The sequence below is a fragment of the Desulfallas thermosapovorans DSM 6562 genome, from assembly GCF_008124625.1.
GTDB lineage: Bacteria > Bacillota > Desulfotomaculia > Desulfotomaculales > Desulfallaceae > Sporotomaculum > Sporotomaculum thermosapovorans.
In genome coordinates, this window is the sequence record NZ_VNHM01000003.1 from 131,896 (window position 1) to 151,259 (window position 19,364).

25 protein-coding genes are annotated in these 19,364 nt (G+C 49.8%); 3 read left to right on the forward strand and 22 right to left on the reverse strand.

The genetic code is table 11. The features are described 5' to 3' along the window. Positions 1-8 precede the first annotated feature (8 nt). The 4 genes from LX24_RS03780 to LX24_RS03795 form a co-directional block, all read right to left on the reverse strand. Positions 9-902, reverse strand: a complete 894-nt coding sequence (locus LX24_RS03780; RefSeq protein ID WP_166510810.1) for a Ppx/GppA phosphatase family protein — start codon at positions 900-902, stop codon at positions 9-11. A gap of 65 nt (positions 903-967) precedes the next feature. Further along, a complete protein-coding gene (locus LX24_RS03785) occupies positions 968-1,348 on the reverse strand; it encodes a S1 RNA-binding domain-containing protein (RefSeq protein WP_166510811.1) in 381 nt (126 codons plus the stop codon). Positions 1,349-1,451: 103 nt separating this feature from the next. After that, a complete protein-coding gene (locus tag LX24_RS03790; RefSeq protein WP_166510812.1) occupies positions 1,452-1,805 on the reverse strand; it encodes an FtsB family cell division protein in 354 nt (117 codons plus the stop codon). Between the two features lie 179 nt (positions 1,806-1,984). After that, entirely contained in the window at positions 1,985-2,269 is a 285-nt protein-coding gene (locus tag LX24_RS03795; RefSeq protein WP_207706523.1) for a transcriptional regulator, read from the reverse strand. Positions 2,270-2,391: 122 nt separating this feature from the next. On the opposite strand from LX24_RS03795, the gene LX24_RS03800 reads away from it, so the two are divergent. Further along, positions 2,392-3,096, forward strand: a complete 705-nt coding sequence (locus LX24_RS03800) for a stage II sporulation protein R (protein WP_166510813.1) — start codon at positions 2,392-2,394, stop codon at positions 3,094-3,096. 158 nt (positions 3,097-3,254) lie between these two features. On the opposite strand, the gene yabQ is transcribed toward LX24_RS03800, so the two are convergent. The 14 genes from yabQ to pth form a co-directional block, all read right to left on the reverse strand. After that, the gene (gene yabQ, locus LX24_RS03805; protein ID WP_166510814.1) at positions 3,255-3,791 is read right to left on the reverse strand and encodes a spore cortex biosynthesis protein YabQ; all 537 of its coding nucleotides are present in this window, start codon (positions 3,789-3,791) and stop codon (positions 3,255-3,257) included. Between the two features lie 59 nt (positions 3,792-3,850). Then, the gene (gene yabP / locus LX24_RS03810; protein ID WP_166510815.1) at positions 3,851-4,135 is read right to left on the reverse strand and encodes a sporulation protein YabP; all 285 of its coding nucleotides are present in this window, start codon (positions 4,133-4,135) and stop codon (positions 3,851-3,853) included. Between the two features lie 106 nt (positions 4,136-4,241). After that, positions 4,242-5,195 (reverse strand): SpoIID/LytB domain-containing protein, encoded by a 954-nt coding sequence (locus LX24_RS03815; protein WP_166510816.1) that lies wholly within the window; start codon positions 5,193-5,195, stop codon positions 4,242-4,244. Between the two features lie 52 nt (positions 5,196-5,247). After that, positions 5,248-5,526 carry a hypothetical protein gene (locus LX24_RS03820; protein WP_166510817.1) on the reverse strand — a complete coding sequence of 93 codons (279 nt, stop codon included), beginning with the start codon at positions 5,524-5,526 and terminating at the stop codon, positions 5,248-5,250. 198 nt (positions 5,527-5,724) lie between these two features. Then, positions 5,725-5,988: an RNA-binding S4 domain-containing protein gene (locus LX24_RS03825; RefSeq protein WP_166510818.1), complete on the reverse strand. Its 264-nt coding sequence runs from the start codon at positions 5,986-5,988 to the stop codon at positions 5,725-5,727. A gap of 47 nt (positions 5,989-6,035) precedes the next feature. After that, entirely contained in the window at positions 6,036-6,311 is a 276-nt protein-coding gene (locus LX24_RS03830) for an HU family DNA-binding protein (RefSeq protein ID WP_166510819.1), read from the reverse strand. A gap of 118 nt (positions 6,312-6,429) precedes the next feature. Then, positions 6,430-7,908, reverse strand: a complete 1,479-nt coding sequence (gene yabN / locus LX24_RS03835) for a bifunctional methyltransferase/pyrophosphohydrolase YabN (RefSeq protein WP_166510820.1) — start codon at positions 7,906-7,908, stop codon at positions 6,430-6,432. A gap of 114 nt (positions 7,909-8,022) precedes the next feature. Next, positions 8,023-8,583: a stage V sporulation protein T gene (spoVT, locus tag LX24_RS03840; RefSeq protein WP_166510821.1), complete on the reverse strand. Its 561-nt coding sequence runs from the start codon at positions 8,581-8,583 to the stop codon at positions 8,023-8,025. 132 nt (positions 8,584-8,715) lie between these two features. Then, entirely contained in the window at positions 8,716-9,759 is a 1,044-nt protein-coding gene (locus LX24_RS03845) for a peptidylprolyl isomerase (protein ID WP_166510822.1), read from the reverse strand. Between the two features lie 171 nt (positions 9,760-9,930). Continuing rightward, positions 9,931-13,464 carry a transcription-repair coupling factor gene (mfd, locus tag LX24_RS03850; RefSeq protein WP_166510823.1) on the reverse strand — a complete coding sequence of 1,178 codons (3,534 nt, stop codon included), beginning with the start codon at positions 13,462-13,464 and terminating at the stop codon, positions 9,931-9,933. Between the two features lie 276 nt (positions 13,465-13,740). Beyond that, the gene (locus LX24_RS03855) at positions 13,741-13,971 is read right to left on the reverse strand and encodes a hypothetical protein (RefSeq protein WP_166510824.1); all 231 of its coding nucleotides are present in this window, start codon (positions 13,969-13,971) and stop codon (positions 13,741-13,743) included. 55 nt (positions 13,972-14,026) lie between these two features. Beyond that, positions 14,027-14,392, reverse strand: a complete 366-nt coding sequence (locus LX24_RS03860; protein ID WP_166510825.1) for a hypothetical protein — start codon at positions 14,390-14,392, stop codon at positions 14,027-14,029. A 221-nt stretch (positions 14,393-14,613) separates the two neighbouring features. Beyond that, on the reverse strand, positions 14,614-14,769 hold the full coding sequence (locus LX24_RS14895; RefSeq protein WP_166510826.1) for an AbrB/MazE/SpoVT family DNA-binding domain-containing protein: 156 nt from the start codon (positions 14,767-14,769) through the stop codon (positions 14,614-14,616). A gap of 141 nt (positions 14,770-14,910) precedes the next feature. Then, positions 14,911-15,480, reverse strand: coding sequence for an aminoacyl-tRNA hydrolase (pth, locus tag LX24_RS03870; RefSeq protein ID WP_166510827.1), 570 nt, complete (start codon positions 15,478-15,480; stop codon positions 14,911-14,913). A gap of 259 nt (positions 15,481-15,739) precedes the next feature. On the opposite strand from pth, the gene LX24_RS03875 reads away from it, so the two are divergent. Further along, complete coding sequence (locus tag LX24_RS03875; RefSeq protein ID WP_166510828.1) at positions 15,740-16,111, forward strand: DnaJ family domain-containing protein; 372 nt, start codon at positions 15,740-15,742, stop codon at positions 16,109-16,111. On the opposite strand, the gene dtd is transcribed toward LX24_RS03875, so the two are convergent. The 4 genes from dtd to LX24_RS03895 all read right to left on the reverse strand — a co-directional run bounded on the left by dtd (position 16,108) and on the right by LX24_RS03895 (position 18,442). Continuing rightward, positions 16,108-16,560 carry a D-aminoacyl-tRNA deacylase gene (gene dtd, locus LX24_RS03880; protein WP_166510829.1) on the reverse strand — a complete coding sequence of 151 codons (453 nt, stop codon included), beginning with the start codon at positions 16,558-16,560 and terminating at the stop codon, positions 16,108-16,110. The genes LX24_RS03875 and dtd overlap by 4 nt on opposite strands. 397 nt (positions 16,561-16,957) lie before the next feature. After that, positions 16,958-17,251, reverse strand: coding sequence for a hypothetical protein (locus tag LX24_RS03885; RefSeq protein WP_166510830.1), 294 nt, complete (start codon positions 17,249-17,251; stop codon positions 16,958-16,960). 198 nt (positions 17,252-17,449) lie between these two features. Then, positions 17,450-17,749 (reverse strand): hypothetical protein, encoded by a 300-nt coding sequence (locus tag LX24_RS03890; protein ID WP_207706524.1) that lies wholly within the window; start codon positions 17,747-17,749, stop codon positions 17,450-17,452. Positions 17,750-17,812: 63 nt separating this feature from the next. Then, entirely contained in the window at positions 17,813-18,442 is a 630-nt protein-coding gene (locus LX24_RS03895; RefSeq protein ID WP_166510832.1) for a 50S ribosomal protein L25, read from the reverse strand. A 107-nt stretch (positions 18,443-18,549) separates the two neighbouring features. On the opposite strand from LX24_RS03895, the gene LX24_RS03900 reads away from it, so the two are divergent. Continuing rightward, a complete protein-coding gene (locus LX24_RS03900; RefSeq protein WP_166510833.1) occupies positions 18,550-19,311 on the forward strand; it encodes a PRC-barrel domain-containing protein in 762 nt (253 codons plus the stop codon). Positions 19,312-19,364: the final 53 nt, after the last annotated feature.

The following is a 19,364-nucleotide window of genomic DNA, read 5'->3' on the forward strand; positions in this document are numbered from 1 at the left end:
TCCCAGTTTTATTGCGACAACTTTCCGCCTGTTCCGGCAATATCCATTATTAAACCGTGCAGTATGTCCGCCTCGCTAACCAGTATACTCTCCCGGGCCAGGCCGTGTAAAATTGTACTCAATATGCGGGCACCGGCCGGTATAATATCGGCCCGCTGGGGCTGCAGGCCGGGTAATTGCCGGCGTTCCTCGATGGTCAAGCTGCTTAACAAACGATATAATTCATCGACCCTGGCCGTGGCCAGGCGAAAACCGTGGATTTTCCGCGGGTCGTACCGGCGCATCCCCTGGGCCATGGCCGCCAGGGTGGTCACCGTTCCCCCCACACCGATTACCTCACCAGGGTTGTCCAACAGGACATCCTGCATTATGTCACCGATAGCGTTGTTAATTTGCCCGCCGTCGTAGCCAACCTCGGTCATCCGGACAGCCCCGGCATTTATGCTGGCAAGTCTGGTTTTTCCGGCCCGGCGCCAGATAAATTCGGTACTACCGCCTCCAATGTCGATTACCAGCGCCCCACCCACATCACCCAGGGCGCTGGTCACGCCCAGGTAGCTCAGCCGGGCTTCCTCGGGACCCGGGAGCACCATTAACTCCCGCCCCGTTGCGGAACGCACCGCGTTAATAAACTGGTCACGATTTGCGGCGTCCCGTACCGCACTGGTGGCCGCCAAAACGATTTTCCCGGCTCCGGCCCGTTCTGCACGCACCACAAAATCCACAATTGCGGCCAGCGTTCTATCCATAGCAACCTGCAGCAGTCGACCCCCCTGAATACCCTGCCCGAGGCGGGTGGTGGCCAGGTCCGTTAGAACCGGCCGCAGTATACCCTCACGGGACACCTCGGCCACCAATAACCTGGTGGAATTGGTACCTACATCAATTGCCGCAACCAGCACTGATTAATCACCTACCCATAAAAAAAGCATCTCCCACTGGAAATGCTTTTGTATACCACTTTAATTTATGATCTCCGGTTACCGCGACCTCCACGCTTGGCATCGGCGTTGCGGCGCAAGCCCTGTTGTCTCTCTTCACTGTCCTTTAAAAAACGGCTTAACTTTTCCTCGAATGAAATTTCGAACTTTTTACGCGGTGCGGGCCGGCGTTTTTCCACCGTTTGCTTGATGGATAGCCCGATTTTTCCCTTGGGGTCCACGGAAATAACCTTAACTTTAACCAGGTCATTTACTTTAAGGAAATCGTTAATGTCTTTTACATATTCCTCGGCTATTTCAGAAATATGCACCAAACCGACTTCCCCGTCCGGCAATTCAACAAAGGCACCAAAGTTTGTAATCCCTGTTACTTTCCCTTCAACAATTTTTCCTGCTTGCACTGGCATAACTGCAAATATATCCTCCCATTACCGAGTGGCTTGATTAATTATACCAAAGCCATACGGCCTGTCAAGCGTTAATTAGTCCTTTAATTCAACAAACTACCGTTTACGGCTGGGCCTCCCCTGTACCGGGCGGCACCGGTACTATTCTGGCCTCGCCGGGTTTGACAAGCCCCAGCTTTTCCCTGGCCACCTGTTCAATATAATCATTGGACTGCAACCTTTCCAACTCTTCATATAATGCGGCATTCTTGTCCCGCAACTCTTCAATCTCGGCCCGCATAGCCTCAATGTTTTTCTGCATGTTATACAGCTGATCGAGCCGGGAGCCCAGGGAAAAGGATATATACAGCATTAAGAGCACAATAACGAACACCGGTATTTTGCTGCGGGAGAGCTTGAAAGTCCACCGTTTGGATTCCCTGTTAAATTCCTTTTCGACGGGACCACCAATGTCCATAATTTTGTTCCTCCTCGACGGTTCCTTTTTTACCCTGTACAAACCATTCTATATCAGGCTTTTATTTCCTGCTTGCCGGTGTTTTTTCACCAACAAGTCATTTTTCCCGCCCCGGACCTGCTTTGCAGCACGTCGGGTCTATGGACACCGCACCCCAAAAAAAATAAGCCGGTTGTCATTTAACCGGCTTTTCTTTCCGCCAGCAAGCTGATATACTCTTCACCCAGCTTGGTCAGGCTGCATATTTTACTTTTTCCCTCGGTGGATACATCCACCAATCCCAGGGCATACAACTGCATAATCACATGATCCAGTACAGCCCTTTTGACCCGGGAAAGCAGCGACAAATCTTCCTTATTCATGTTACCCTCATTGATCAGCGCTTCCAGCACCCGGTTGGCCTCCTCGGGCAAGCGATCACCTGCTTTAACCAAGTAATCCGCTAACGTTGTAGTACCAATCATTTATCAATTCCTCCTCCTTTATCTATCTATATTGTTAACACTTTTTTCTTAATTAATAAGCGTTTATACTATAAAAATTTGGAAACAATATTACCAATCAATTAATAAAAGCAGGTGATCTCGTGCACAGAAAAATTGGCATCCTTTTAACCGCACTTTTACTTTTAGCAAGTACCGGGTTTTGTATTTATGAACAGCAAAGGAACAAACCTGCGGGTTTAATCAGGCTGCACATTATTGCCAACAGCAACACCTTTTACGACCAAAACCTCAAGTACCAGGTAAGGGACCGGATTGTCCGGGAAATGGCGCCCGCCTTTAGTGAGGCCTCCGATATAGAAACAGCCAGGCAGGTCGCCGACGCCAATGTGGAAAATATCCGCAGCATAGCCGAAGATGAAATAAAGCGCCGGGGATTTGATTATCCGGTGCAGGTGGTGCGGGGAGATTATTACTTCCCCGCCAAAAAGTACACCGTCCAAGAAGAAAGCCGCCTGGCATCCTTTACATTACCTCCGGGACGCTACGAGGCAGTACGGGTAATCATAGGTTCGGGGGAAGGGGCCAACTGGTGGTGTGTACTTTATCCACCGCTGTGTTTCGTGGATCTGCAGCAGGCCGCTCCGCCTCTAATCATGCCGGTGGCATCGGCTGCACAGGAAGAAAGCATTGAACATGATGAAGAAGGCATGGAACATGGTGAAGAAGGCATGGAACATGATATGGAGGAAGTGAATAAAAAGGTCGAAGAAGACAGCCCGAAACCATATATAAGTTATCGATTTCGCATTATGGAAGTATTTAAAAAGACCCTCAATTTCCTTTAAAAGCCTGTCCGCAAGGTCCGCGCTAAATATTGCCAGGCCAGCCGGTTCCGGTGATACTCACGCAGGTTCCGGGTGCTCTCAAGGTTGGAAGGTTTAATCTTTCAACCTTGAGAATACCCGGCACCAAAGTTAAAAGCCCCAAAGCCTGTTTTCGGGGCCTATTTCTTTCGTTTTAGTTTACCGATGACGCCAAGGCCACATTTTCTCCAGCGGCGGTATAATACCTTGACCGGGGCAGGTACCAGGCGCTTCAACATTTTACCGGCCATACCACCGGCCTTGCCCAGTACCAGGCCGGTTATTTTAAAGGGGTAGGTTAAGATGATATAAATAATACGTAGGGGGAACAACAATATTACTATTATCCACTTAACCAGCCAAATCAACAACTGAATAGTTTTTATCACCAACCTTCTCATCCGGCGCCGGCTGAGCCGGTAATAAAAGACCGCACCCATGCCCAAGCCCAGGAGCACATAAAACCGAACCTCACCCTGGTTGTATTGCAATAACAAGGCATAAACCACTACCGTTGCGCAAAGCCAGTAGATAACGTCACCGAAAAATGTGCCTGTTTTTTTCAACCCCAAAACTTGACCGGTACCGGCATAAACATCATATAAAAACCCGGCCAGCGCCCCGGTCAAAACCGTGCACAAAAATACCATGAACTGACTGGTTACCGGCTCCGCCAAAGTATATACCTCCGATTTTCAGCCCGGACAACCCGAAAAGCCGAACAAAAATATTAAATTTACTTGAAAATCCTGTTCAGCATGCCCTTGCCCCTGAAACCACCGGTGCCTTTATGTTCCGTGAACTCCATAGTGTTAATTCTTCCTTCCACCGCCAAATTACCGCTTTCTAAATTTAACTGGGTGATATGCAGCCCTTCACCCCGCAGTACAAGCATCCCCATGTTGGTGACCAGGCTGATTTCCTTTTCGTTAAAATTGCCTACATGCTCCACCCCGTCCACCAGTAAATGTTTGCGGTCGGTGAGGACTATCCGGTTATTGAAGTCCTGTTTAAACTCCATATTGTTTCACCTCCGTGGGCACGGGTAAACCCTTCGTTCTATATCTATGCCGGTAATTCAGCATTATGCAAAAAAAGGATGACCCGTTAAAGACGGATCATCCTTTTTAATCCCATAGCTTTTGTATGTCGACATCCTGGTAATAAAATTTAATAATCTCCTGGGGGCTCTTTCCTTCCGAAGCCATTTTATTCGCCCCCCACTGGCACAACCCAACTCCGTGCCCGAATCCCTTACCTTCCAGTACTAAATTATATCCTTCTATCCGGGCACTGGAGATTAATGTTGACCGTACTTTGTCACTGCCCAAAGCCAGTCTCAAATCCGGGCCGCCCACCGTGGCAGAACCAACCTGTATTCTGGTGGCTCGTCCCGAAGGCCCCCTTTCCACAATTTCCACGGTATTAATATTACCCGGATCCTGACCACTGATTTCCCTTACTGCCGCCCGCACTTGCTCCAGGGGTATGGTCACACTCCAATGGCGATTTTCCGGCACAGTAACCTCAAGGCAGCCATCCCGCGCTCCGGCTTTAATATACGGTGTGGGCTCCTTTGTATAGGCCAGCCCCTCTTCCGCCGTGGCGGAAATCCCTCCGTCACATGCCGAGAACCATCCTTTCACATAATCGCCGCGATAGGTAATTACCTGACCCCTGGTGGAAGCTACGGCCCGGAGTACTTTATCGTTTATTCGTGAAGGATCATAAGCCTGGAACTCCTCTATGTCGGTGGACGCGTCCGTACCATGCAGTTTTCTTACCCGCCCGGCCTGAATATTTTCCATGGTGAAGGTGCGGGCCAATATCGCCTGGGCGGCCAGGGCATTTTCCGGCCAGGTGGGCTCCATTTCAGCCGCCACGACTCCGGCCAGGTATTCTTCAAGTTTAATATTCTTCTTGATGTCCCGCTCTTTAATGTAAAGACTAATGGTAGGCTCCTCTTTAGGAGCACCCGGGACCGGCTCATCCGGTTTACGCTGCGGTGCTCTGGCGCAGCCCCATATCAGCCCTGCTATAACTAGGGCCACCAGCGCTATTTTAATTAGGCGCAATATCATCCCTCCCGATTTTTTATTATCTTTTGTGGGATGATATTAAAATATGCGCTGGTTAATTTTGTTTATCGGGCCCCCTGGTGAAGTAATGCAGTACTCCCGTCAACCTGCCCGCGCCCCCGGGCCTTAAACCCCCGGCAAAGGACTGTTCCACTATACCCGCATAACCCGTAATGGACAGCACCGGTGCATGTGACCCGCTGAAAACCGCCTGCAAAGTGCCATCCGGGCAAATCTGCCAGCCGGACTGCCTGAGCTTGCACCAGACCCCGCGACAGGGCAACAACCCCCAGGCATTTACCAATTTATCCAGCAACTGTTCCATCCACATCATTGCAACACCCCTTTAACTTGTTTGCCATTTACTGTAAATATTACCACGTACGGGCAAATCCCATATTAGCCATTAAGGGGCTGTATACAATAAATATAACTATTATACTCACTAATAGTATTATTTAGACCGTTTTAACAAGCTATACAAATTAAAATAAAAGAAAGGCCCCTTTAGGACCTTTGTTGCAATGATTTTTCAACTGTCTTCCAGACGTTTGTCTTCCAGAACTGTATACAAACCCGCCGCCTGCTTGGCGGGTACAGTCTCCTGCACCGCGGTAATTTTAATTTTTAAACGGCGTTGTCCGAAGGAAAGTTCCAATATATCGCCAGGCTGAACTTCTGTTCCGGCTTTAGCCACACGGCCATTGATCTTGACCTGCTGCCGGTCGCAAGCTTCCTTGGCCAGGGTACGCCGTTTAATAATCCGGGAAACTTTTAAAAATTTATCCAGTCTCAATGTTTAAACCACTCGGTTCCACTGGTATTTATAAAGAAACAAGTCTTTTACGAAGAAACGGTTTCCCGTAAGGCTTTGCCCGCTTTAAATACCGGAACACGGGCGGCGGCAATATTGATTTCCTCGCCTGTTTGCGGGTTACGGCCTTTGCGGGCAGCCCTTTCCCTGATTTCAAAAGTACCGAAACCAACCAACTGGACCTTGTCGCCATTGGCCAGTGCCTCCTCAATGCTTGCCAGTACCGCACTTACGGCCTTTTCGGCGTCCTTTTTGGTTAATTCGGACTTCTCGGCCACATTGGCAATCAGCTCTGCCTTATTCATAAATACCCCCCTCAGAAATGTAACGTGATTATAACATAATTACTTACTAAGCTATTCGTATTCGCTGTTTATCCAACAGGTTCCTGCTTTGTAATTGATTATTACCACATTTTTTACCTCATTTTTCACTATTTTTGGCCTTTTCCCACAACTGGTCCATCTCGGCCAGGGACATCCGGGCAAGAGTGGTCCCCTTCGAAGCGGCTTCCTTTTCTATAAAAGAAAACCTGCGTATAAACTTATCCACAGTGGCTGTTAGGGCCGCCTCGGGGTCAACGCCCGATAACCTGGCGGCATTTACCACCGCAAAAAGCATGTCGCCGGCTTCCAGCTCAATTTTTTCCCTTTGCCCGCCGGCCAGAGCTTCCTTCCATTCAACCAATTCCTCATCAACTTTATCCAGCGCCCCCTGGTAATCGGGCCAGTCAAAACCGACCCGGGCGGCTTTGGCCTGTATTTTATAAGCGCGCAACAGAGCCGGTAACCCACGGGGAACCCCATCCAATACCGACTTCCTTTTTTCCGCACCACACTCCTTTTCGCCCTGTTTGATTTTGTCCCAATTGACCAGCACTTCATCACTGTTATTAACATGTATATTCCCAAAAACGTGCGGGTGACGACGAATCATTTTTTGGCAAATACTATCTATTACGTCGTTGATGTCAAAAAAACCGTTTTCCCGTGCTATTTGGGCATGGAATACTATTTGTAATAATAAGTCTCCCAATTCTTCACAAATATTATACATGTTTTCCTGTTGGATAGCTTCCAGCACCTCATATGTTTCTTCCAGCAGGTATGTGGTCAGGGTATGGTGGTCCTGTTCCCGGTCCCAGGGACAGCCCTGCTCTCCTCGCAATTGGCCCATAATGTCCACCAGCGGGTCCAGGGGAAACCGGGACGTTACCTTGGCAGCCTTGCTGTACCCCGGTATATATAAACTGGTTAGATGATCCAGCCAGTCCAGGCGGTCTATCTCATACAACTGTACATTTTCAATTCTCTGCCGGCCGGGCACGCCCGCTGCCCGCACCACCACCGCCGGGTGCTCCGGAGGATATACCTCCATTAAGGATAGTTTTACATCTGCCGCCACCAGGCGGTTATAGACTTGCACCACCACCACTGCCAGGGTCGGGCTGAGCTGGTGCTCGTCCAATTGCAACCCGTCAACGATTTGTATCCCCTGAATGGGGTCCACCTGCAAAGCCGCATAAAGCTCATCCAAAAAACTCATGGCCGGTACCAGATCAATATCTATACCCTGTTTTCGGGCCCGGCTTATGATCATATCAACCGTTGTTTCCGCCACCAGCGGGTGGCCGGGCACAGCGTATACCACCGGTCCCTGAGCGGCAGCCGTCAGCACATCTTCGGCAATTTGCCGGTAAACTTCATCAAAACTGTCCCCCTGCTCATAGTAACTGTCGAATGAACTAAAGGCAATTTGCTGCTCTTTAAGCCAGTCAACCACGGGGTGCACCTCGGTGCGCAAAAAAAGACGCGCCGCGCCCTTGAGAATCTCCAGGTTAACCGCGGGCAGGGCGTCCCGGCTGCCGGGGCCAAGCCCCACCAAAGTTATTTTGGCTGTCAATACCTAAAACCCCCCGTAACATGTGATAACCTTACTGCTATTCTTACCAATTATGCACGCATTATCGTAAATCCTCTCCCCCGGGAAAAAAAAAACGGCCCCCAACTTGGGCCGTTATTGCTCCATTTGTTTGGCCAGAAAGCCTGCCGCGGTTTCAGCCAGCTTTAACTCCAGTTCTCCCATATGCACACCGGTTTCGCGTGTTGCCAGTATTACCGCACCAATGGGATCACCTTCGTAAATGATCGGTGCGATGACCACCTCGGTGTACCTGTTATCACCGTCCGCCACGATCATGCCATCCAGACCGTGCGGATCAGCACCCTGGTTATTGATAACCACAGCTTTGCGTTCTTCCATCACCTTTTCTACGGCACTTGCTATCGGTTTATTTAAAAATTCCTTTTTTGGTGCTCCGGAAACAGCAATAATGGCATCCCGGTCAGCAATTAAGGATATGTGTCCCAGCGCCTCATACAATGAATCCGCATATTCCTTGGCAAAATCACCCAGTTCACCTATTGGCGAATATTTCTTTAAAATTACTTCGCCTTCCCGATCAACAAATATTTCCAACGGATCGCCTTCGCGGATTCTTAATGTTCGCCTTATCTCTTTAGGTATAACCACCCTGCCAAGATCATCAATACGACGCACTATACCCGTTGCCTTCATGGGCCGCCCTTCCCTCCTTTACCAGTGGATGATCACGATAAAACTTTCTATGTTAGTATATAACCGGAGGACGGCATTTATTCATTTTTTTCCAATCCAAAGTAAAATTATTTTCACCTTACCAGGTAATGTCTATTTTTTTGTCGATTGATTTTCCGGCTCAGTACCGGATTGTTGCTCCGCAGGCTGCTCCGCCAGCTTGTTTACTATATCAGCATTATCCCGCAGTTCCTGCATATATTCCGCTACTTTTTGGTTGACCCGCTCATTACGCAGGCTGGTGATAATTTGATCCTTAACTTCGTCCAGGGTATAAGTTTTCGCGGGAATAAGTTTGTCCAGACGAATAATGTGATAACCAAAGGTAGTCTTGACGGGCTCCACTGTATATTTACCCTCCTGCAGGGCAAAGGCGGCATTTTCAAATTCTTCGGCAAAGCCACTCCCTTTGCTAAAGGCGGGATATTGGCCGCCGTTATCCTTACTGCCCAGGTCATCACTGTACTCCCTGGCCAATTGGGCAAAGTCGGCACCTGAGGCCACCTTATCCACAATCTGCAGCGCCAGCACCTTGGCATCCATTTCGCTGCGGTTTTTACCATTGGAATAATCGCCCACACCGATTAAGATATGGCTGACCTGCCGCTGCTCCGGGTCAGTATACTGGGCACTGTTTTTAGCATAATAATCACTTATTTCGGTCTCGGTGGGCTGGGGCACCTCGGAACTTATTTTTTCATACAGTTTATTAACAGCCAGCTGCTCCTTCATAAAATCTCCCAGCTTGGGTTCGTTTATCCCATAGGCCGCCAAAAATTTCTTAAACTCCCCTTCGCTGTCCAGTTGCTCCTTAAGAGTGGCAATTTCTTCCTGCACCTCTTTATCCGTGGGCATAAGCCCCAAACGTTCCACTTCCGCCAGCACTAAGCGCTGGTCGATTAACTGGTTTAACACGTCCTGCTGCAACATCTTTTCCATTTCCCTGGCCTGTTCACCCTCCAGCACGAAACCTTGTTGGGCCAGAGTGTCCATTTGGGTGGCTACCGCTTCGTCCAGTTCCTGGGATGTAATATTTTCACCGTTCACAGTAGCCACCACATTGCTGCCGCAGCCTCCGAGAAAAACAAGCGCCAGTGAAAGCGTTAAACTTAAAAGAATTATGGTATTTCTACGCAAAAGTTATCTCCTCCCTAATAATAGACCGCCCTTAAAAAAGGCGGTGTCAACTCATTTAATTATATAGTAAAGAAACGTACCGGACAATAGCCAGGCCCTCATAATAACCTGCAGGCTATTTTGGACCAAGTAAAAGGATACAGGGCATTCTTTAGCATGCCCGCCATATTTTTAAAAAGTGTGCGTTTTACCCGCCAAATTTTTCAAAAACCTTTCCAGTTCATCCATCTGCTCTGCAGGCAGGCGCCCGGCCTCCCGTACTTTATAACGGATTTCAAAATCACCGTCGGCATGGCTGAATTTTACCTTATTACGATAGTGTTCGCCCAGTTGTACCAGTTTTTCACCGGTAAGGGTATGTCCCGGGGCGAAGGTCAACCGGTAAAAACCCTGTTGTTTATTCACTGACTTTATTTTTAAATGCCCGGCCATAATCCTGATTCGGGATACCCTTAACAGGTTTTGCACCGCCTGCGGTAAATCACCGAAACGATCCACCAATTCCTCTTCCAAATCAGCAATGCCGCCGGTACTTTGCAGTGAGGCAATGCGCCGGTATATTTCCACCTTTTGATTGGCGTCGGCGATATACTGGTTTGGTATATACGCCTCCACGGGTAATTCCACCACGGTGTCCACGGGTTTTTCCTCCTGTTGTCCCCGGGCTTCCCGTACCGCCTCCTCCAATAGCCGGCAGTACATATCAAAGCCCACCGCTGCGATATGGCCATGCTGTTCCGCCCCCAGCAAGTTGCCGGCACCCCTGATTTCCAGGTCGCGCATGGCAATTTTATAACCCGAACCAAATTCGGTAAACTCCCTGATGGCCGCCAATCTTTTTTCGGCCACTTCATTGAGCACCCTGTCCTTACGGAAGGTAAGATACGCATAGGCCAACCGGTTGGCGCGGCCTACCCGGCCCCGTAACTGGTAAAGCTGGGCCAGGCCAAAGTTGTTAGCTTCTTTTATAATTAACGTATTGACATTTGAAATATCCAAGCCGCTTTCGATAATGGTAGTGCACACCAGTACATCATATTCCCGGTCAATAAAGTCCAGCATGATCTGTTCCAGCTCTTCTTCCCGCATTTGCCCGTGGGCTGTAACAATGCGGGCCTCGGGTACCAGTCCTTTAACCCACGAGGCAACGTTATCCAGGTCGGCCACCCGGTTGTGTACATAATAAACCTGCCCCCCCCGGCCCAGTTCCCGGCGAATGGCCTCCCGAATCAACAGCGGATCTTCCTCCAGCACATAGGTCTGCACCGGAAACCGGTTTTCCGGCGGCGTCTCCAGCAGGCTGGTATCCCGCACCCCCACCAGCGACATGTGCAGCGTACGGGGAATGGGCGTAGCGGTCAGGGTCAAAACATCTACGCTGGTACGTAATTTTTTCAACTTTTCCTTGTGTGCCACACCAAAACGTTGTTCTTCGTCCACCACCAGTAAACCCAGGTCCTTAAAGACAACATCCTCCTGAACCAGCCTGTGGGTGCCGATAACTATATCCACGCTGCCCTCTTTAAGTCCCTGGATAATCAAGCGCTGCTCTTTGGGCGTCCGGAAGCGGCTGAGCATCTCCACTGTCACGGGATAACCGGCAAACCGTTCCCTGAAGGTGTTATAATGCTGCTGGGCCAGGATAGTGGTAGGCACCAGCACGGCCACCTGTTTGCTTTCCATCACCGCCTTAAAGGCCGCCCGCAGCGCCACCTCTGTTTTGCCATAGCCCACATCGCCGCAAAGCAACCGGTCCATGGGCCGCGGCCTTTCCATATCCCTTTTCACTTCACTGATGGCCCGCAGCTGGTCGGGCGTTTCCTCGTAAGGGAAGGCGTCCTCAAATTCCTTCTGCCATACCGTATCCGGCCCGAAAGCGTAACCCTGCACCGTTTCCCGGGCAGCATACAGGGCCAGTAATTCCTGGGCCATATCCCGCACCGCTTCCCGGACCCGGTTTTTCACCCGGTTCCATTCCGCACCGCCCAGCTTGGAAAGTCGCGGGCTATCGGCCTCGGCGCCCAGGTATTTTTGCAGCAACGAAACCTGGTCGGTGGGTACGTACAGTTTATCTTCACCGGCATATTTAACCTGCAGGTATTCCTTGCGAATACCCCCTATTTCCAGCGGCACAATGCCCAGGTACCGGCCAATACCGTGGTTCACATGGACCACGTAATCCCCGGCCTTGAGGTCGGTGAAGGGCTCCAGCCGGTTGCCCGCCTCCCGGGGTTGCTCCCGTTTTCTAACTTTGCGCTGGCCAAATATTTCAGCCTCGGTGATCACCACTAACCGGGCGTTGACCAGTTCAAAACCCCCGGATAATATCCCGTGGGTAATGACCACATGGCCCGGTTTAACCTCCTGATCCAAAGAAGATAAATAAAAGGCGTCCACCTTTTCATCCCGCAGGGCATCCAACAGGTGGCGCCCCCGGTCCGGCCCCGTCACCAAAAGCACCACGGCGTTGCCGTTGCGGCGCCACTGGCGTATTTCATCGGCCAGTATATCGGTATGGCCTAAAAAGCTATGCATGGACTTGGCCGCGAAATTGACTATCTTCTGGGGCCGGATAAAGGGGGCCTGGCGGGGCATAAAGGAAAAGTAAACCGCCTCGTGTTCAGCAATGTCCTCATGCAATTCATCCCAGTTAAGGTAACATTTTACTTGCCCGGGCAACACCTTACCCCTGGTAAGGAGGTCGGCATAAATCTCGGCCCGCTCCCGCTGGATGCTTTGCACCACTTCCTTAATCTTCAGCGGCTCGTCTATAAATACGGGTGTTCCTGCTGGAAGATAATCCAGCAGGCTTACCGGCCGGGGATAAAAATAAGGGGTAAATTGTTCCAGCCCGGGAAAATAAACTTCACCATTAAGCATATCCAGCAATTGCCCGAAATGCTCTTCCAAAAAGCCCAGGGCCGCTTGATCGCCGGATTTGGCCAATTTGCGCCGCGAGGCCAGGTACTCCGCCTTAACGGCACTGTATCCCATGGCCCACAACTCCCGGCCGGCCACGGTTTCCCGGGCCGGAAAAACCACCAGCCGGTCGATCTTTTGGTCGGAACGCTGTGACTGGACTTCAAACTGGCGGATGGAATCCACTTCGTCATCGAAAAATTCCAAACGTACAGGCAACTCCCGGGTCATGGGGAAAATATCTGCAATACCGCCGCGTACGCTGAACTGCCCGGCCCTTTCCACCAAGTCGACCCTTTCATAGCCCATGGCTACCAGGCGGCGTACCAGTTCCCCAATTTCCTGCCGCATACCTACGGCCAACTCCAACCGGGCGCCGGCAAACACGCCCGGCGGGCTGAGCCGGGACAGTAGTGCCTCCACCGGGGCCACCACCACCACCTGCTCGCCCAGACACAGGGCCTCCAGCACCCTTAGCCGGGAGGCCGTCACCTCCATACCGTGGGCCAGCACCTGGTAAGGAAGCTGCTCGTGCACCGGGAATTGCACCACCCGCAATTGCGGCAGCAGCGCGGATAAATCATCCACCACCCGCCCTGCCTCCAACTCACCCGGCGTCACCACCAGGACCACCGGGTAACCGGTAGTTACCATGGCCGCCATCAGCAGATTGCGCTGGGAACCGGTTAACCCGAACACTTGCTGCTGGCTTCGGTGGGCCGCCAAACCCCTCACCAGGGCAACGCACTCCGGAGTTTCCTTGATTAATTTTAATAAACCTTGCAATTGTATCACCAGCCGTAAAAAGGCATCACAAAAAAAGCTTTAGCGCCACCAGGCTAAAGCTGTAAGGCCTTTTTATTTTTGAGTCTGTTGGAGTAGAAGTATTCTTAGGTGTCAGGTGCTGCCAGGGTTGAAAGAGCAAAATCTTTCAACCCTGGCAGCACCCGGCACTTAAGTGGGCACCACAAAGAACAGCCAACGTAGAGATTTCACCAGTGAATCTCGCGCGGACTTTTTAGAACAGCCCCTTTTACCTTTTTCTTTAATCCAAAATCTAGCTTAATTTATTCTTGTGGCATAGAAAAAACCATCTGGAGCACCATATATCTCTTCGCGGCACTCATCACACAGGCCCGAAGCCACACCGCTTCCATTTTCAGGCTCCACCATCATTATATCCCCGCTATTGTCCACCGTCAAGCCGTCCAGGTCAACCTCGATGGCCCGCCCGCCTGATTCGGTAACCTTAAACAACCGGTCGCAGCATTCACAGACGTGGTAAATTTTCATACTTTTCACCTACCGTGTTCAAATAGCCTGGAGAATTTATTGCCCGTCAAAAACTTTACCAGATCCGCACCGCTGTATAATTCCACATTGCGTGGAGCATCACCGCCGGCACCACGGCCGCCACACCGGCATAGGCCAGAAACCAGGCGGTAACGAACCCCAGCAGGCTGTGCAGCGCCAGTGCCGCAAGCCCCGGCCAGATCCCGCGCCCGCCCGATAAATCCGCCAGCAGCTCGGCACCGCCAAACACCACGTGGGTTAAAAATATGTCGGCGCCCAAAAGAAGCGCCAGCCCCGTTTTAGTTACTTCCTCCGCAACCGGTGCCACCAGCACGATCAGGGCAAGGCCTCCGTCCCGGCCGGCTAAACCCAGTATCCCGCGGGCCGTTACCGCGGACAATAAACCTGCCAGCACAAACAAGTAGATTCCCCTGCTTATAATATTGACCTTTGGAGGCAAGCTTATACCATCCTGGTTATTTAGCTGGTTCAGGCGGTACAACCAGGCTGACATTTAGTTTTATGAAATCATTATTTGTTTTTCACTTTCTCTGTAATTCGTCGGGCAATTCCGGCGGCTACTTCCTCACGGATTTGTTGCTTATTCCGGAAGGGCCTATTTGCGGGTAAAGACGCGTAAAGTTAGGTCAATGGCTTGCGTTTGATTGCCCGCAGTTTGGCTTCATCGTCCCGGTTAAATTCAAATAAAAGTTCGTCACCTGGTTGCAGGTTAAGCTTGCGCCGGATGGCTGCAGAAATTGTTATTTGGCCCTTACTTGTTAGCTTTGCCTTAATCATAGCGGCACTTCCTTACACGAAGCTTAATTCCTTACTTTATTAATTTCAATCTTTTCTGTTTTGATTATTGACAGCATTTCATCATAATTATAAGACATGGCTCTTACCCAGGGCCGCTGCAATTGCTACCCGGAGCAAAGTTCACCTCCACCCGTTGAACTTGTTCATGGCGGACACCACCCCGGCCCGGACGATCTCCTCCACCACCCCGGGCACGGTTTCCAGTACCCGGCAGATGGCCTCCATATCCTCCGGGGCGGGGCGGGCCAGCACCCAGTCCGCCACCTCTGGGCCGGGCACCGGAGGACGCCCGATGCCGATGCGCACCCGGATAAAATCTCCGGTTCCCAAGAGGCTAATGATTGAAGCCATCCCCCGGTGCCCGCCGGCGCTGCCCCGATCCCGAATGCGCAGCCGGCCGGGGGGCAGGTCCAAATCATCGTAAATAACTATCAAATCGGCAGGGGCCAGTTTGTACCAGTTCAGCAGCGCAACCACCGCCTGCCCGCTTAAATTCATATAAGTCTGGGGCTTGGCCAGGATAATTTTCTCCCCCGCCAAAACCCCTTGTCCCACCAGGGAGTTGAAAAAAATACGGTCCACCGGCGTTTCCAGCCGCTTCGCCAGCCGGTCCACCGCCATAAAACCGGCATTGTGCCTGGTCAGCGCGTACCTGGGTCCCGGGTTACCTAAACCCACCACCAGTTTCAAAATGCATTACCTCCGCTTTAAAATTTTGCCTCGATATGCCGTAATTAATTTATATATAAATATACCACGACCACCCGTTATATAATGGATTTGCGAACTTTAATTTCGCCATTACTTCATGCAAAAAATCACTCCCGCCACGTAAAACGGGAGTTCACTGGGCAAGTAATCAAAAACCTGAAGTACACTTTACCGTATTATCAGTGTCATTTAAAATATGTTATATATTTAATAATCTATACCGGGAGGGGAATAACGGGTGGATATTGTGGCGGTAATTGCCGAAAATAAAATCCGCGAGGCCATCAAGAAGGGCGATTTTGATAATCTTTCCGGCCGGGGAAAACCCCTGAAAGTGGAGGACCTTTCCGGCGTGCCCGAAGAATTGCGGGCGTCTTACATTATTTTGAAAAACTACGGAGCGCTACCACCCGAGATGGAGCTGGCCAAGGAAATTGTAACGCTACAAAGATTGGTTAATTGCTGCTACCGTGATGAAGAGAAAACCGCCTTGCGAAAAAAATTAAACGAAAAAATGCTCAGGTTCAACCTGTTGATGGAAAAACGGGGCGCAACCCCAGCACTGCAGTTTTACCAGGATAAAATTGAACAAAAGCTACTTTCGGATTAAAATTTTTTATCGCTATCCAGCAGAATAGTAACGGGACCATCGTTTACCAGTTCCACCTCCATATGGGCGGCAAAAACACCGGTTTGCACTTTGGAAACACCTAATTTGTGAAACTTGTCTATTAAATAATTGTAAATTTCACTGGCTGTTTCCGGCCTGGCGGCACTTGAAAAGGATGGCCTCTTCCCTTTCCTGCAATCTCCATATAACGTGAATTGCGATACAACCAGCAACTGACCGTTTATATCTTTAAGGGACAAATTCATTTTGCCGGCGGAATCTTCAAAAATCCTTAAATCTACAATTTTTTGGGCCAGGTAATCCGCTGCGCTATTGGTATCATCGATTCCAATACCAACAAGCACCAGTAATCCCCTGGATATCTTCGATATAACTTGTCCATCGATAAGAACTTGAGCTCTGGTTACCCTCTGCACAACTGCGCGCATACAATCAAATCTCCCTTTGCCATAGAATTTGTATTAACTTAGATCCGTATCGGGTTAGTTTACTAATGAATCCCATATTAGCATTCTCCTTTAAGTTGACAAATACCTATGGAATAATTGTACACTTAAACATAAAAAAAGTGAAAGCCCCCCTGGGTGTGAGCGGGGGGTTCATTTTAAATGTAAGCGTCAAGGATAGTGAAATAAGGGTCGGAATTTTTGAAAATTTTATCATTGATATGAAAGAGGTTTTTTGATGTTTGATTATAATCTATTGGAAAAATTCCCGGTCCTGGTATCCACCACCGGAAATCCTGGCTGGGAGGCCACGCCTATGGCGTTGGCCTTCCGCCCCAATAGGCTAACGCAAGCCTCCCTCCATGTATAGGTAAAGGGCTTAATAATTATTTAATCTTTTGCTATTGACCTTTCCCCTGATAATCCAATAAGTTACATTATTATCATAAGTACCTTTCCTGGCCAGCTCTTCCCGGCAATTGGAACAGAATAAATTACCCTCGTTTTCTTCAAGATTTACTTCAGATGCTATGATTCTGGGCAACTGCAGCTTTATTAAGTTCCCCTTGCTCCCTTTGGCATATATCACCACGGGTGTTTTACAATTTCCACAGGAAACTTCCAGCGGAAAGGTGTTTCGTCTTTTCCTATAATAAGGGTTTTTGTATTTCATGTTATTAATCCCCCCATGTCAGGCATATCCTTTAACATGATACCGCTTTGGACACCCGCGGAACAAAAGTGTTATAACTGCTGTTACCCGCTATTATAAATTATTTCAAGTTTATAACAACAACTCTTTTGAAACTGTACACACAAATAACCCTCTCCTAAAAAAGAGAGGGTACCAGGAATAGCTGTATAGGATTGTTTACCTGGGAACGGAAACAGCTGTTAAGGCATGCATGGGTATTAACACAGAATCGTTGGTATTATTAACTGTCCGGTGCACCTCAATGTAATTGGAACCCACACCATGCAGCATACCCGTCACCGGGGTGGAAGCATCGCCCACATAGGCGGTAACGTTCCTTCCCACCGATTTGTGCAATCGTTCCATCAGGGTCATACCATGCCCGGGGCTGTAGGATCCCCCCATCCCGCCGCCGGGCGGATACCCGGGCGAATACCCACCGGGAGGATACCCGGCTCCTTGTGTATCAGCCATCATTATCGCCTCCTAATACATTGCATATCCCAAAATATGCAATACCAGGGGCAATTGTGCATCTTTTTAGGCCGGTGTTTCATCCCCGGCCGTGCCGGCCTCACCCTCCCCGGCCTCGGCTTCAATATCCGGTGATTCCTCGACTCCCTGGGCAACCACTGTTAACACTGTAGCGCCAGGCTCGTCCAAAACTTCCACCTTGTCCGGAACGGCGATATCCCGCACGGCTATGGTATCCCCCACCGACAAACCCTCTATGTTAACGGTAATTTCTTTGGGAATATCAACAGGCAAACAGGATACTTGCAATTCCCGCAGGGCAAATTGTGCAATACCATCGCCAACCTCACCGGTGAATTTAAGCGGTACCGTCATATCAATTTTATTATCAAGGGAAATCTGGTGCAGGTCCACACTGATCAAATCATGCTGAATGATACCGTACTGCGCGTCCTTGATTAACACTTTGTACTGCTTTTCTTTCTCCAGCCCCGACCCCTTGATGGTCAAGTCAATAATCGCATTGGGATTGCTGGATAAAATTTTTTGCAGCGGCTTTAATTCCACTTCCACCGGGATACTACCCACCGCTTTGCCATAAACCACACCGGGTATCATGCCCCGGCGGGCCAGTTCTTTACGATAGCTTTTACCCTTTCGCTGCCTTACGTTAACTTGCAAATTAACATTTGACATTTTTAAACCCCCTTAAGGATAATATTCCCTTTTAAAGGTTATATCATGCCCGCCAGCAACATAACATTAAGTAGAATATTGAAAGGCGCACAGGGGGTGTGTTAATATTGCGCAAAAGTAAACAATTTATTTCCATGCCGGTAATAAGCCTGGAAGAAGGCCGGCAAATCGGCACCGTTAAAGGGCTGGTGGTTGATCCCGGGTTAAAAAGGGTGGCCGCCCTGATCATAGAACAAAAGGGATGGTTTAACGATCAGAAGTTTATCCCCTACAGCAATGTACATAGTGTCGGTGAAGACGCAGTCACGATAAAACACGGCACTATGGTACAAAAGGGCGGTAACCTGCCGGAAATAATCAGCCTGGCCAAAAACAAAGTCAAAATAAGCGGTGCCCGCATGGTAACCGAGAGCGGCACTGTGCTTGGCGAGGCTGATGATTACTATGTCAACCTTGCTTCGGGTGAAATGATCGGCCTGGAATTCAGCGGCAGTTTTATAAATGGCCTGTTTAGCGGCAAAGCCTTTTTAGATATAAATCATGTCCTTACCATCGGGAAGGATATGGTGGTTTGCTCCGATAAGTCCCCGGAAGAAGCAGTCAAACTTGACGGGGGTCTGCAGGAAAGATTGCGCAGCGTAAAGGATTCCACCAGTCACCTGTGGGAGTCAACTTTACAAAAAACCCGGGAACTGGGCTCCAACGTGAACAACTCCATCACCAGAATAAAACGCAGTAAAAAAGAAAACGAAACCCCGAAACCTCCGGTAAAGGAATCAATACCCCGGTCCGGTGAGCAAACGGAGCCATTGGGGCAAAAGCCACCGGAAGGGCAGGCAACACCGGAAAACAAGCCCCGCATTGATTAAGCGGCCGCATAAGAGAGCCTCCGCAGGCCGGCCCATAATCCATAAGTAAAAGT

Bases quoted from the DNA above. Each gene is read 5' to 3' on its own strand.
- LX24_RS03785 (WP_166510811.1), bottom strand. From the start codon at position 1,348: ATGCCAGTGCAAGCAGGAAAAATTGTTGAAGGGAAAGTAACAGGGATT.
- LX24_RS03790 (WP_166510812.1), bottom strand. From the start codon at position 1,805: ATGGACATTGGTGGTCCCGTCGAAAAGGAATTTAACAGGGAATCCAAA.
- LX24_RS03795 (WP_207706523.1), bottom strand. From the start codon at position 2,269: ATGATTGGTACTACAACGTTAGCGGATTACTTGGTTAAAGCAGGTGAT.
- yabP (WP_166510815.1), bottom strand. From the start codon at position 4,135: ATGGAGTTTAAACAGGACTTCAATAACCGGATAGTCCTCACCGACCGC.
- LX24_RS03815 (WP_166510816.1), bottom strand. From the start codon at position 5,195: ATGATATTGCGCCTAATTAAAATAGCGCTGGTGGCCCTAGTTATAGCA.
- LX24_RS03820 (WP_166510817.1), bottom strand. From the start codon at position 5,526: ATGATGTGGATGGAACAGTTGCTGGATAAATTGGTAAATGCCTGGGGG.
- LX24_RS03830 (WP_166510819.1), bottom strand. From the start codon at position 6,311: ATGAATAAGGCAGAGCTGATTGCCAATGTGGCCGAGAAGTCCGAATTA.
- spoVT (WP_166510821.1), bottom strand. From the start codon at position 8,583: ATGAAGGCAACGGGTATAGTGCGTCGTATTGATGATCTTGGCAGGGTG.
- LX24_RS03855 (WP_166510824.1), bottom strand. From the start codon at position 13,971: ATGAAAATTTACCACGTCTGTGAATGCTGCGACCGGTTGTTTAAGGTT.
- LX24_RS14895 (WP_166510826.1), bottom strand. From the start codon at position 14,769: ATGATTAAGGCAAAGCTAACAAGTAAGGGCCAAATAACAATTTCTGCA.
- dtd (WP_166510829.1), bottom strand. From the start codon at position 16,560: ATGCGCGCAGTTGTGCAGAGGGTAACCAGAGCTCAAGTTCTTATCGAT.
- LX24_RS03885 (WP_166510830.1), bottom strand. From the start codon at position 17,251: ATGAAATACAAAAACCCTTATTATAGGAAAAGACGAAACACCTTTCCG.
- LX24_RS03890 (WP_207706524.1), bottom strand. From the start codon at position 17,749: ATGATGGCTGATACACAAGGAGCCGGGTATCCTCCCGGTGGGTATTCG.
- LX24_RS03895 (WP_166510832.1), bottom strand. From the start codon at position 18,442: ATGTCAAATGTTAATTTGCAAGTTAACGTAAGGCAGCGAAAGGGTAAA.